This is a genomic window from Acidobacteriota bacterium (genome assembly GCA_019347945.1).
Lineage (GTDB): Bacteria > Acidobacteriota > Thermoanaerobaculia > Gp7-AA8 > JAHWKK01 > JAHWKK01.
In genome coordinates, this window is record JAHWKK010000018.1 from 44,915 (window position 1) to 59,211 (window position 14,297).

Below are 14,297 nucleotides of genomic sequence, written 5' to 3' on the forward strand. Positions count from 1 at the left end.
TTTGACGGCTGTTCGCTACGACTCTTGCGACGACTCGATAGCTCGGATCCTCATGCTCGATAGTGTTGGTCGGCCCTCGATCAAATTCGGCCCCCTCCGATATGGAACCTGCATTCGAGCAGTCATCTGATCGGCCACGCTCCGTCTCGCTTCCTCAGGAAGAGCCTCCCACCATTCTGGGGCGAAGAATATGTTGTCCACATAGTCCAGCACGAAACGAAAAATCAGCTGTGGCAACATCGGCTCCGGCACCGCTGTGATTGACTGGCATAATTGCGTTGCCGCTCGATTCTCGCCAATCCACGAAAAGACGACTTGCTGACCATCAGAAGTAGCGATGGAATGCAGACACAAATGTTCGGGGACAAAGACAGGAGGAAGCGGTCTCTCGAGCAGATCAAACTCCGGAGTGAGTAGATCTGAAGCGACGAACTCGGCCGGACCCTCGAACTGGACGATCAAGTAGTTCATGGGCGCTGAACTCTTCTGAAGAACGTACTCATCGTACATCGACTTGAGGCGCTCAAGATTTGTGCGCGCCTCTTCTGCCCTTCTTCTCTCGATATATCCGGCAACGAAAATCATTCGCTGCTGATCTTTCGACGCTCCTCGATCCATGTCCGCCCAGCGCCGGCCTGCCCGGAGATGCGCCGCGTTACGGTGATATCGCTTCGCGATGATCCTGAAATTAGATAGAAAGAGCTGCTGCGGTTCGAATACAACTGCGGTATCGAGCGGCTTGAACAGTGAGTCATCGTGAGTGGCGCAGAAACCTGCGAACACAGACGAGTCGACCACTCCCACCAGTTCAGGAACCACCCGCCGATCACGTTTCAAAAAGAACATCGGATGCGACTTAAAGCCATAGATCTTTCCGTCACGCGCGATCGAGGCCAGACCGGTACCTCTCCGTTGCACGGAATGAGCGCGCGCGATCTTCTTCGAGCAACCGCTCGGTGCCGCGGGGTGAAGACAAATGCGGAGGTCCGGCTCAGACCACTTTCCGGCCCGCTCCGTGTCCGACAACGGTTCGGCCAAGTGTCGGTTGAGATGACAGGACTCGAACTTCTTTTCAGATTCGCACCAGCATGGATCAGATGGTTCAGGGTCCGGTGGGTACAGAAATCGTCCATTCGAGTCGAAGATCCACTCGACACCATTAATTACAATCATCCGTGGCGATGACAAGATCGGCTCCTCACAGACATTTGTTGATTTCTTCCTTGATACTACGACTTTCAGATGGCAACTCTCGACCGAAACCCGAACCCCGACAGATCCCTGGGTGGGAGATCGGGCCAGCAGTGCCCCTCAAGAAGTGACTGACTTCTGAAGCTTCGCCAGCCGACGTTTCACGCCGCAGTTCGAATCAATCGCGAGAGCTGATTTGTAGCGACTGATCGCTCCGGCGATATCACCCGCATCTTCGAGTACCTCACCGGCCAGTCGCTCGACTGAGGCAGAGTCGTGCTGGTCGTATCTGTCCAGCGCAATGTCCAAAAGTTCCAGAAGAGCTGTCACGGTCGCGTCATCCAGCGGTCGAGGGGCTGAGCTGAAACGGCTCCTCGCGATCTCTAAGACCTCGTAGCCCGCCCCCTTTTCGATCTGAGCTCGCTCCCACCTCTCATGGTCGAGGAATTCGCCGCTCATCGAATAGGCAAACTCGCCTCTATCACGGTAACCGAGATAGAGGAGATCTCGGGAGCCATCGAACCGGTAGCTATCCGCCCAACCGGTGTCCGGGTGAATCTGCCACTTCAGCTGACGGCCGGGAACGTCGAACAGGGCCAGTGTTCCGCCGTCATCTGAGTCGCTATTGCAGAGCTGGCAAATCGCGTGGCGCCCATCATCAGAAATACCAACATTGAAGAGATTTGCCTCAAAGCGATGCTGTATCAACGATCGGCCCTCCCGGGAGAAGACATGCACCTCGCTCTTCACACCTTCCCCTAACAACCAGTCGGCGAGAACAAAGGTGCCGTCGTTGGCCACATGACCGTCGTTCGGCCGCTCCAGCGATCCGGTTGCGATGTAACTTCCTTCTATCAGCGCGAATCGACCACGGCCCGAGCTTCTAAAACCTCCACGAGAGCCGGACGGATCTGCATCCGACCAGACGAGGACGAAGCGCTGATCTGGTGACTTTGCGAAAGGACCCACCATATTCAGAGAAGGCACGGTGGCAATATCTCCCGTAATGAACCTCACAACGCCACCGGAATAAACATCATCTGTGCGCTTTGCTCGGCCGAATGGCCACATCGATTTCTTCCCCTCTCATCGGGCATTCTTTCCCGCAGTTCCCTAAATGCTTTGATCGCTACTTTTTCCGAAGATTCAGCCGAAATTCTCCACATACACATCGAAGATCCTCTGCATTTACGCGTGAGGACAAGTGAACCCAGGAATCGCAACGACTACATCGGAACTGCTGCAGTAGCCTTCGAAACACCGACACGACTGGACGGAAATCTTCTCTCGAAAGGTCGGCCCATTCATTGTAATGAAGGGCCTTGTTAATCACCCAGTCCTCGCCGTTCACCTCTGTCAGTATTTCAGATCGCTCCTGTTGAAGGTCATTAACCCTCTTCACTTCAGCCTCATTTTTCCACGATTTGGCGGCCTTTTCGGCCTTGCCCAACAATTCTCCCTGTCGGCGCACGACCGCACTTAGCAGTTCCCCTTTGTCATAGCCCCCATCAGCTCGAAAGTGAACCTTTGCTCCGAGCTCGTTGGCAAGATCCGTGGCAACAAACTCCAGGTGTCGTCGCAACCGCGCTGCTGCGGCCGGTACCTCATTCTTGGCAAGGTCCTCGTCTATTCGCTCCCATACCTCCTTGACCTCGTCGATGACTGGTCCTGAATCAACACTCCAGCCCTGGAAGGCCACGGTTGTTTTCGCCGTCACCAATCCCTCGCTTCGCATCTGGTGCGACCAGACCTGGTCGTGAGTGGTAATTACGAACTGCGTAGAAGGGAACTCGGACTTCAGGAGGCGGCAGAACTGCTTTCGGTGCTGGGAGTCGACCGACATAACTACGTCATCCAGCACAGCGACGCAAAGGTCGGATCCAAACACCCGTTTCATAAGCGCCAAGTACAAACAGACGCCCATACCATCCTGGTGACCTTCGCTGTGATAGGCGGCAGGTGGGAACATTCCGCGTTCGTAGAAATCGACCGATAGCCCGAGCTTTCCCTGTGCCGGTTCGAACTTCGCTTTGAACTTCGTTTCATCTCCCGAGTTCAGTAGCCGGTAGTACCGTGCGAAGTCACTCTCGACCGAATCGTACAGGGTCGTCAGTGCTTCTTCTGACACTTCGCAGTAGGTCTTATAGGCAAGCCTTGCCCGTTTCGCCGCAACCCCACTCTCTGCCGTGGTCCGGCGAGCTCGGTTCAACATTGTCCATCGCTCCTCCGCAAGCACCAGGAAGTCCCGCGCAGCACCCGCGATGTTTTCGTCGGGTCTGGATGCCACAGCATTTCGAACTTCCCCCAACCTCTGAGCGACGCCGGGATTCAAACGGGCCCAGCGGGAAAGGAGCCTGTCCTTCGAGCCGACTACACCTTCTACTGTACTAACGGAATCTGCGAAGGATGAAAGTTCGCCATACCATGTTGATATCTCTGAGACTAGCTCTCGTGATACTTCGGGAAGCCTCAATGCGGGCACGATCGCCGCATTCAATGAACGAACGGCGACACCGACTGCGACACCGGCCGATTCCAGCAGCTCCCGAGCTTCCTGTGCTTCTCGCGAGGCCTTGAGCTTCTTTTCTAGGTGCTCACGCAGCTCAGCAATGCTCCACTCACGGTTACACAATGGGCATTCCGGACTGTCAACGAATGTGAGCCCGGTCTCGATGAAGGGGCGTTTCCTTATGATTTCGAAGAACGTGGGCTCTTGTTCCAGTTTAGTGAGTGCAGCGGAAGCGGCACGGATCTCATCCTCGACACCCTTCTCAATACCTCGATTCATCACCTCCAAAAGAGCATCGAGATCCTTGAGGGCCGAATCTTTCCCTTGAGTGGAGATCTTCGCCTGTAGCTGCAGGCCTTCTGAAAGTGAAGTGGTTGCCTCGATGTGCTCAATTGCTGTCAGGCCCAAAACTTCACGGTTCTCATTCACCACCTCTAGTACATCTCCATCTCGAAGCTCCGGTAGGTCGAGATGGCGTTTCAGGCTTTGCTCGGCTGCCTCCTCCTGCGACTTGGACGCAGACAAAGCTGCGAGCAATTTCGTTTCCGTCGTCTTCAGAGCAGACCTCAGTTGATCTATCTCGTTTAGCTTCAGGAGAGACTGCACTTCGCGTGAGCGATTTGTTGGTTCAGCAAGTATGAACTTGATAATTTCTCGCCGAGAGAGCGTGAGTTCGGGATGACTTGCGATCTCATCCAGCACCGCCCTCACGTCTGGCTCGTCGGGCTCGATAACAGGCTTACCCGGGTTCTTGATCGTACGGGTGATCCTCGCCGACGTCCCGAGGCTCGGAATCAACACGCGCAGTGAAACCACAGCAGCCGCTGGATCATCACGTTTGTCGACATGAGGCCCGTGATCCTTCAGCTTCAGCTCTCCGCTGCCTGCGCCCGTCAACCGACCTATTTCGCCCGTAAGTGCAAACTGAATCGCATCCACGACGCCACTTTTCCCTGAGCCATTTGGACCGCAGATAACAAAGGTGGAGCTATTCATCTCGAGAGTCAAGTCTCTGATGCCACGGAGTTCCTGGATCTCCAGAGATTCAACTTTAATCATCCGACTTCTCCTTCGGCTTGGCCGAGATAATGTCGATGATTCTCTCCGCCTTTGGTTTCTCGCCAGTCGCAAGCAGCGATCGCAATTCCTCCACATCTTTCGATGAGAAAATCTCCGATTCCCTCAGCTTCTCAAGGAACGTATCGGTGATCTCCTGTTGGATGCCAGCCATGCCCGCTCCTTCCTAAGGAATCGTCTACTCGACCCTGAACACCTTCATGACCTCGTCGCCGAGGTGGTTGATGACCTTGACGGCGATACGGCCGGATCTGGGTTTGTCGAAGGGGCGGGAGGTGTCGCTGTGGAGGGTTTCCCAGGCCTCTTTGTTGATCTCGGCTTTGAGGGTGCTCTTCAGAGATTTGTACGGATCGTTCGCGCCGAGGAAGTAGGCGTGACGGACGAAAAAGCTCTCCTCGTTGTATTCGGTGTCGATGAACCAGCAGGCGATGCCGTCGACGTCGTCGCTCCGGACTTCGCCGGTGCGGGGATCGAAGACATCGACGCCGTTGATCTTCACCTGGATCTGACCGTCCTCGGCGTCCAGGATGTCGATGTCCGGCTCGCCGAAGATGACGAAGAGGTTCCCCTTGCCGGTGCTCTTGAGGTCTTCGGCCATATGGAGGTCGGCATTCATCCGCGCCTTGAGGATCGAGATCCGCCCTAGCTGGGAGATCTCGGAGGCCTGCGCGGCGTAGCTGAACGCGCAAGCGATCACGACGTCGAAGCCTGCCTCCCCCGCTTCCTTCGCTGCCTTGACGAGGTCAGGTCGTGAGACGGTTCCGAATTCCGGTCCGATCATGATCCCGGCGCGCTTCTCGGTTCCATCGCCATCGACGTATCGTCCCTCGGCGGCGATCATGTCCCCCGGCCACGGCGTGAGGGAGGTGAACTCGATCTTGTCTTCCTTGTGCGCCTGCTGGACGCCGGACATCTTCAGGTTCTCGAGAATCATCGACGGGAAGTCCTGCGCGGGCCGATAGCCGATCTTACCGTCGGCGATGCTGTCGATCAGCTCGTCGTCCTCGTCGACGCCAGGGACGCGGTGGGGAGAAAGGCTCTCGACGGTGAAGGGGCCGGCGACGCGAACTTTGCCGCTCTCGATGTATGGCGAGTCGTAAAGATACTCCGCTTCCGTTTTCGCAGCGATCGACGCATCAATCTCCTCTTGTCTTCGTCGTCTCAGCCCTGACCACTCCTCGTGTATGCTCTTTGCTGTTGACGGCCAATCTTTGTCTGCTTCAAGTGGAACACACCATTCATCCCACTGTTGTCCCAGTATGGAGTTGAGCTCTCTCAGTAATGGAGCTGATCTGGCACCGAACTTCTCCCAGATCACATCGATCTCCGCATCGTTGGCGATAGATTTCAGGGTGACGTGGGGCGCCCGCTCATAGACAAACCCGTGTCGGATATCGCCGCGAGTAGGGGAATCCGAGAAACCGGAACGGGTGATTTCTGCTAGCTTCCTCTGACCCTCCCTGCTATCCGACAGCAGGTAGTAGCTATATCGTGAGCCCATAATTCGCGCTCTTGTCAGCGCCAGCGCCACCCGAGATGTATCGATCGTAATCCAGCGGCGCCCCCATTTTTCAGCAACGAACGCGGTCGTCCCTGATCCGCAAGTGGGATCCAAGACCAGATCGCCAGGATCTGTAGTCATGAGGACGCAGCGCTGAATTACTCGGTTCGATGTCTGCACTACGTATTGCTTTTGGGAGGGTGCAGAGGTGTCCTGCCAAACGTTAGACAACGGGGTCACTGGATAGTCCGAATGTTTCAGTACGTATCGCAGCGTACTTCCGCCTGCATATGGCTGAAGCCGATTAGCCATCGCCAGTCGATTCATTCCTTCTCGTGGACTCTTCCACGATTTGCCAGGAGGGAGTTTGAACGTGGTTCCGTTGAATTCAAATTCGTAAATGCCAGTCGCGAAGGCGCCAGCAGGGTAAAGACCGATTAACTGATAGACTTCCGCGCCTTCCGGCAAGAGCCTGTGACTCGCGATCTCGTCAGAGCTCATTTTTCGACGATGCCCTGACGGCAACTCCACATAATTCCAGTGCGTATCTCCTTCAACGACGCTGAACTGGTAAAGAGGCCTGTACTTTGCCTGCTCCCTGTCCTTTGCGTACCACAGCAGATAGTCGCAATTCCCCTCGAGAAGTTGCCCGCCGAGGGGCATCGTCTTCTTCCGGAAAGAAATCAACTCGATTTTGTTGTGGGCGCCGAACACCTCGTCCAGCACTGCTGCGACGAATTCGATGTTTTCAGTACCGATTTGGACAAAAAGTGAACCCGATTCTGTGAGTAGATCTCTGGCAACGCTCAATCGATCCCGTATGTAGCTCAGATAGGAATGGATTCCATCGCGCCACGTGTCACGGAAAGCTCTTACCTGCTCGGGTTCGCGCGTGATGTGGTCGACAGCACCATCCTTAACGTCTTTTGTCGTCGTCGACCACTGAAAGTTGGAATTGAATCTAATCCCGTAAGGTGGGTCGAAATAGATGCACTGAACTTTGCCGCGGAGCCCTTCGCGTTCCGCGAGTGACGCCATGACCTGGAGGCTGTCGCCTAGGATCATGCGGTTGGTCCAGTTCGCGTCGTGCTGGTAGAACTCGGTCTTCTTCGCCTCCTCCGAGATGCCGTTGAAGTCGGCGAAGAGGTCGAACTGGCCCTCGTCGTCCGCTCCACCGCTGCTCTCCTTCGTGCGGCGCATCAGGTCGTCGATCAGGACCTTCGGGTGAACCTTCTCCTGGATGAAGAGCGGCGGCGCCTGCACGACGAGATCGGACCAGTCCTGCTGGTCCTTCCCTCGCCACACGAGCTGCGGGTCGACGTCGCGGTTCCGCCGCTCGTAGGCGACCTGGACGGGTGAGAGATCGTCCGAGTCCATGATGGACTGGTATTCCGCCGTAGGGAGGTTGCGGCGCTTCGCCTCGTCGTGGGTGAGCGCTTCGACCTGCTTGGGTAATTTCTTCTTTGATCTACGGGTTGACATCAGTTTTCTTTAGGCTCCGCAACCTGTTCAGCAGTGCTGAGTACTGATACACGGCCTTCAAAATCTCCTTCGCGAATTCGATTCCGACCTCGACTTCATCTTTGCCAATCTTATTGAACTCCTGGGATTCAATGTGCGCCGCATCGTTTCCGAGAAGTCGAAGATCATCCAAGCCTTCTAGAAGCTCCGTCGGCAGGACAATCTTAGTTCCAAGGTCCTTGATCCGCTCCTTGAGATTCTTTCCATTAGCACCACGATCACGGCAAAGTTCTTCAAGGGTTTTACGGACCATGATCGCAGCGGCTGTATAACATTGAATTGCGTGGCACTTTACCGCTTCTTCGATAGCATCTCTTACATTGTTCGGTATGTTTGTTAAGTCGAGATCTATGCTCTCAGGTGGATACGTGGTCAGTAGCTTCCCCTCGGGGTTGGAGAAGAAAAATACCACTGCCCAACATTGCGGGTTTGGGCACCTTCTGATCCCAGCGATCACATACGGAGTTTCTGACGTAATTACCAGATCACTCGACTTTGGTATCGCCCAGAATACTCCCTGCTGAAGACAGCCCGGACACCGGAGACTGATCGAAAGAATCGGGTTATTAACTGCAACTTCTGATGCTTTGATAATCACCCCGGCCTCCTATGTGCTAATAATCGCGTGCCTAGGGGATGTCCCGAAGCGGGTGGACTATTGGTCGCAATCATTCCGCCTCCGCCATCTCTGGCTCGGCTGCCTGGTCGATGATCTGGGTGAGCTGTTGCTGGATCTTTTCCTCGAAGCCGGACTCGATCTCCCAGATGTCGGTGAGCTCGGAGAAGGCCCAGCGGCCGAAGGTCTGGAGATGGTTCACGCCGGGGATCCAGTAAGTGTCCATCGTGGACTTTTTCTCCTTCGCGTCTTCGCCGCGGTATCCCTTGATCTCGATGACGAGATGGAGCAGATCCTCTATGCCTCGGCCGTCGTCGATGAGGACGATGAAGTCGGGGCGGTAGCGGCGGGCTTCGGAGCCGTGGCGGTACGGGACCTCGAACCCGAGGTTGTGATTCTTGACGTAGGCGTGGACGCGGGGGTGGGACTCGACGACGCGGCAAAGCTCGGCTTCCCAGCCGCTGTCGAGAATGCACCAGTTGATGTGGCACTTCCGCGGATCGGTCTGCCATCGGTCGGTCTTCGAGGTGTTGAAGTTCACGTGGATCGTCGAGCCGGTCGGGTTGTAGGGGTCGAGGATCGCGCGAATCGGCGTCTCCTCCGAGTGATGTGCGACGATCGCGTTCGTGATGCGCTCGCACGCTTCGTCACCGAGCTGGCGGTAGATGAGCTGAGCGGGATACGTCCCGCCCTTGCACTCGAGGTAGTTGTCGAGCCATTCGCGGGTGATGCTCTTCAGCTGGTTGAAGAGGTGGTACTTCGGCTCCTGCCCCTGCTCGCGCCACTTGGTCGTAAGGAGCCGCTCGGTGAGATGGTAGAGGAGCGTCGTGTAGCGGACCTTGTCGAGGTGCTTGAGGTCGAGGTCGACTCCCTCCCCCACGACCGCTTCGTTGCGTGTCGACGACGGCCCGACGATCTCCGGCGTCAGCACATATCGCGAGTCCTCGGTGAACTTCGCCTGCAGCCGTTCCGCCGGAAGCTCGACACGATAGCCGGCAACACGGGGGAAGCGGATCTCGAGATGATCGCGCTGCGGTGAAACCGCCTTCACTTGGATCGTCTCGCGCGGTGGCTGCGGCGGGGCCACGACCGGTTTTGCGGTGAAGTCGAACGGAATCCCGAGGATGTCGGCGTACTCGACGTTGAAGAGGCCGGCGTCGTTGAGGTCGTAGGACTGGCGGCGGAGTGCGCGGCCGATGACCTGCTCGCAGAGTAGCTGCGTACCGAACGCACGCACTCCGAGGATGTGCGTGACGTTGTTCGCGTCCCACCCCTCGGTGAGCATCGAAACGGAGACGACACAGCGAATCGACTCGCCGAGCTGGTCCTTCTTGCCGACGGTGTTCATGACTTCGCGTAGGAGGTCCTGATCGCTGATGTTCTCGACGCGCTGGCGGTCGCCGGTGCGCTCGAGCTCCTCGCGCTTGAAGCGCTCGATCTCGTCGGCCGCGGCGTCTCGGAAGTTTTTGTCGAGAGCGTCCCCCGACTCGAGCTGTTCGCTGTCGATCAGCAGCGTACGGGGGCGGGGAATCGCATTGCCGTGCTCATCGAAGTTCTGGAACAGAGTGTGACGTCCGGGAACAACTTTGCTCGTGCCATCCTCGTTCTCCTGGATGAAGCCGGAGACGAAATCGTAGACGAGCTTCGAGGTCGACGTGTTGTTGCAAACGATGATGAAGCAGGGAGGAACATCGATCCCCTCCTCCTCCCACAGCTCGAAAGTTTCCTCGTAGTGGCCGTAGAGTGCTTCGAGCGCGGTCTGGAGTGTTGCCGGAAGATCGCGAGGATCGAGATTCTTCGCCTTGCCCCGACCCTTTTTCGGCATTTCGCTCCGGATGTTCTCCCACAGGTGGCGGAAGATCGGGCCCGTGCCTTCGTGAACGTTGTCGGAGACCGGGACGCGCGGGAGCTTGACGATGCCGCACTCTATCGCGTCCATCAGGCCGAAGTCGCTCATCGTCCAGGGAAAGAGCGTCCCCTCAGCGTAGCCTGAGCCGCGCAGGAAGAAGGGCGTCGCGGAGAGATCAAGGATCTGGTTGAGGCCGAGCTTGCGGTTGACCGCTTCGATTCCGTTGATCCAGAGGCGTGCGGCTTCCTTGTTCTTCTCCGCTTCCTTCCGATCGTCCCCCTTCAGAACCTCTTCCTCGTCTTCGCCCGGCTTCTCGCGGTAGCAGTGATGCGCCTCGTCGTTGAGGACCATCACGTTCTTCATTCCCATCAGCTCCGGCATCACCCGCTGGAGCATCTGCCCCTCGGTCTCGAGCGTCTGGAGGTCTTCGCCGACGCGTCCCTTGAGGAGTGCACGGGTACCACTGGCGAGCTGCATCGTCTCGCGCAGCTTGAAGGAGTGGTAGTTGGTGATGACGATCTTCGCGCGCCCGAGGTCGCGGAGCATGTCGGATGGGACGAGCTCACGGGACTGGTAGTAGCTGTCGGGGTCGTTCGGCTGGAGGACGCGGAGCCGGTCCTTGATCGTGATGCCGGGGGTTACTATGAGGAAGCCGCGGGTGAATCGCTTCGCGTTCGGGTGGCGGACGGCGTTGATCGTCTGCCAGGCGATCGTCATCGCCATGACGGTTGTCTTGCCGGCGCCGGTCGCGAGCTTGAGCGCGAGACGCGGGAGGCCGGGGTTGGCCTGGTCGTTCGCCTGCTCGAGGTGCTCGAGGAACTTCTTGCCTTCTTTAGTCTTCGGCGCGACCTCGGTGAGCCAGATCAGCGTCTCGACAGCTTCGACCTGACAGAAGAACGGGCGGAACGTGCTGAACTCGTGGTGGCGCCAGTGCTCGAGTAGCCGTGCGGTTTCGGGTGTGACGTTCCATTCGTTCGGATTCGGAAGCGCCCGCCAGCGGTCGACCTGATCGCGCAGCACGTTGATCATGCTGGCCGTCGCATCGTACTGCTGCCGCTCGTCGGAGATGCCGGCGCCTTCGTCGAAGACGAGGTCCTTCTGTTCCTTCTTTCGTCGCTTCGGCTTCGGGATGGGCGTGATGAACTCGGCCTTTCGCCGCCGTTCCATGACGTTGCCGGTCGGCTGTCCGTTCTCGTCGAGCTGCCAGTGCCTAGCCGGGTACTTGTACGGCGAGTTGAGGATCGGTCGTTCGAAGAAGGATTCAGTGACGGAAGTCGTGCCTTCAGCCATCAAAGGTGCTCCAGCGGCTGAAACGGCTCGATCTCAACTTCGTTACCTCCCTCGCGGATTTTCGGGTCGGGAGCATTCTACATGGAGAGATGGAGGGACGTCAGATTCTTCCCATGAGCGGACCAGCGCGATATCTCAGGCCTTCGGGCTGTTCCCCGAACTCCGGAGAAGATCCCGGATCTCTTCCATCACCTCGAGCTTCGTCAGATCGCGCGCCGCCGATCCCGAGCTCGCTCTGACTAGTTCTTCGATTCGAGTCAATAACTCGACCTGTTCCTTCGCGTAGAGCCAGATCCGGCCGAGTGCAACTAGCGCAAAGATCGCCAGCAACGAACCAATGGTTACCGCGAGACATCCCGCAGATGCGACGCTTTCTTCCATTAAACATCCTCCTTAATCGCACGAGCGCTCCCTGACCGATGGAAAGAACTACTTCCGCTTCTGGTTGGTGTCTTATTGTAAGAAACGCCGCGGCGAATCATGCCGACGAGCTCATGGACGGTGGCTTCCTGTCTACCCAACCCAGAATCTCTCCTGGATCAATGATCGCGGCTGGGTTCCAGACAGCGGGCCGCTGAATTTCGGGAATCGTGATCGAGTTGGAGTGTACCCGAAACGGTGCGTTCGGCTCCGTTAGACAACGTAGCCCTGTCATTCCGGAGAGTTCCCTTCCGGGATGCCGTCATGACTCGTCTGGTGGAATCGGCTCGACCTCAACTGAACTCCCCGCTCGTTGATGAACATCGCCGATTCTACACTGACTTTAGAAGGATTCAGGGAGACCGCCTTACTCGCGCTGGAACCAAATCGGGCCAATATGGGCGAATCACTCGCCTTCAGACCTATTCGTTCCTCCCATGTTCTCCTTGATCTTCGCGAAGCTCAACCCGACGAAGAAGTAGTCGCGATCCTCTGTAACGTTAAGATTCAGGCCGTAGCCGATCTGTACCTGATTACGAAACAAACCTAGGATGGCGGCGACGCCGAGCTCAATTTCCTTGACATTCGAAAAGTCGAGGTATGACAGGTTGACGCCAAGGGAGGGGTCCAGCGACCGCAGAAGCCACGCCTTGTGAGGCCTCGCATCCTTACTGAAGAAGAGCGATACCCCACCTGCGCCCTTGAAGTTCGACGACGAACGATCCTCATCGTCTGAATCAGAGTCGTTAATCCTCTTGATAAGGAGAAAACTGTCGGTAATGTCTGTACGCCAGTCAAAGTCCTGAACTTCAATTCGTGCAATCGTATATTGCTTCTGTGCTGTCGCTCCTGCGCTGGATTGGACATACAGCGGTGGGCCGGGATCGTGGACGAGATAGATCTTCACAATATCACCGGGACGCGCGCCTTGCTCGGCCAAGGACACCTGGCCCTCGGCAACGTCGAAAAGCAAGCTCTCGAGGATCTCGTCCATTTTGACTGATGATCGCGCACTTTCCTGTCTAAGATTCGTCGCTAGCCATGTTAACTGCTGCGAGATCTTCTTTTCCAATTCCTCAAGCTGACTGTCGACATCAGCTGCCTCATCCAATGACCGTTGAACACTTTCCTTTCTGCTCAGGAGTAGTTCGGCGGCATCTCTAGCAAAAGCTCCTGCGTCGCCGACGGCACTCAGGGCATATTGCGCTGCCGAATTGAGCATATGGTCAATACGTCGTTCGAGAGCAGCGAGTTCTTCATTTAGGGCATCCCTACGCCGCTTTTCTCCGAACTCTGGTGAGAGAGCCTGGCGCTGCTTCAACAGCGACCGAACAAGGTCGAGATGCAGAGTAAGCTGATTTGCTGAAGAAGACGTGACGTTCGACAAGAGCCGAATCCTGTCGATGTCACCCTCGTTTGGAGCAACGAGAAACCAGGTAGCTGCATGTAGAAGCGCGGCTTCATCGCAGTTTTCCGAAGCGATGCAAATACTGACCTGTTCTTGCAGTTGAGAAAATTCTCGGGCGAATTCTCGCCTGTCGAGTTGTGTCATCACAAACATCTTTACGGGCTTTCCAACCTCAGAATACCCTTCAACCTCGACATCTCTATCATTGATCGCTGCTCGTATCGTATAGCTGCCTCTACTGAAAGGGCCTGTATCGGGAATGTTCTTAAACCTCAATAGAATCGTGCTTTGATCGTCTGCTCTCAGGAGCGGCTGGTCCTCCCACCACCCTTCTTGGACCGCCGACTGGGCTTCCCAAAAGCGAGAGACGTCAACGATTCCCTTGTACTCGCGGATCTCCACGAAGTCGAAAGGCTCGTACAACTGAAGCCCTTGATCTGAGGAGCTTGTGGCTGCTCTAGTCAGTCCCTTCCCGTCGTCTGTTCTCGGGGTTGGCTGGTGAGTGCAGCTCATGAGGACGGCCAGAACACAACCTAATAGGAACACTCTCATTCTGTCTCCTTCTCGCCTTCAGCGACTCAAGCTTCCTTGATGCACAAAAGACATCACCGCGAGGACACCACTACTCCTCGTCGATATGAAACGGATCGCAGAAAGACGACCGGACTCATGCGTCCTCCACCTGCTACCTTGCTTCGGTTGTCTGCTACGGGAACGGGGAATTTATAGCACATCGAGGACTTCACAGACAAGAATTTTCTGCATCCCGATGGAGCACGGGGACGGCTTCCGCGGACGCGGACGTCGGCGTACCCGTCGAGGACGATGCGATCACCGGTGATGGTCAGAGCTCGTGCCCCGTATGCGGATCGGAATCATTCGTGCCCACCGGGACGCGACGGCGCCTCAAGGCGA

Annotated in this window: 9 protein-coding genes; all 9 read right to left on the reverse strand. The window is 56.6% G+C overall.

Annotation, left to right across the window (positions count from 1 at the left end):
• Positions 1-15: 15 nt before the first annotated feature.
• The 9 genes from KY459_11955 to KY459_11995 all read right to left on the reverse strand — a co-directional run bounded on the left by KY459_11955 (position 16) and on the right by KY459_11995 (position 13,784).
• A complete protein-coding gene (locus KY459_11955) occupies positions 16-1,188 on the reverse strand; it encodes an SEC-C domain-containing protein (GenBank protein ID MBW3565431.1) in 1,173 nt (390 codons plus the stop codon).
• Between the two features lie 123 nt (positions 1,189-1,311).
• Entirely contained in the window at positions 1,312-2,262 is a 951-nt protein-coding gene (locus tag KY459_11960; GenBank protein ID MBW3565432.1) for a hypothetical protein, read from the reverse strand.
• Between the two features lie 58 nt (positions 2,263-2,320).
• Complete coding sequence (locus KY459_11965; GenBank protein ID MBW3565433.1) at positions 2,321-4,759, reverse strand: ATP-binding protein; 2,439 nt, start codon at positions 4,757-4,759, stop codon at positions 2,321-2,323.
• A complete protein-coding gene (locus KY459_11970) occupies positions 4,752-4,931 on the reverse strand; it encodes a hypothetical protein (protein ID MBW3565434.1) in 180 nt (59 codons plus the stop codon). Before KY459_11970 ends, KY459_11965 begins: the two co-directional genes overlap by 8 nt.
• Before the next feature lie 24 nt (positions 4,932-4,955).
• Positions 4,956-7,760: a site-specific DNA-methyltransferase gene (locus KY459_11975; GenBank protein MBW3565435.1), complete on the reverse strand. Its 2,805-nt coding sequence runs from the start codon at positions 7,758-7,760 to the stop codon at positions 4,956-4,958.
• Positions 7,747-8,397 carry a DUF4145 domain-containing protein gene (locus tag KY459_11980; GenBank protein ID MBW3565436.1) on the reverse strand — a complete coding sequence of 217 codons (651 nt, stop codon included), beginning with the start codon at positions 8,395-8,397 and terminating at the stop codon, positions 7,747-7,749. The genes KY459_11975 and KY459_11980 overlap by 14 nt, the downstream gene beginning before the upstream one ends.
• Positions 8,398-8,467: 70 nt before the next feature.
• Positions 8,468-11,554, reverse strand: coding sequence for a DEAD/DEAH box helicase family protein (locus KY459_11985; protein ID MBW3565437.1), 3,087 nt, complete (start codon positions 11,552-11,554; stop codon positions 8,468-8,470).
• A gap of 135 nt (positions 11,555-11,689) precedes the next feature.
• Entirely contained in the window at positions 11,690-11,935 is a 246-nt protein-coding gene (locus KY459_11990; protein ID MBW3565438.1) for a hypothetical protein, read from the reverse strand.
• 445 nt (positions 11,936-12,380) lie between these two features.
• On the reverse strand, positions 12,381-13,784 hold the full coding sequence (locus tag KY459_11995; GenBank protein ID MBW3565439.1) for a hypothetical protein: 1,404 nt from the start codon (positions 13,782-13,784) through the stop codon (positions 12,381-12,383).
• Positions 13,785-14,297 lie beyond the last annotated feature (513 nt).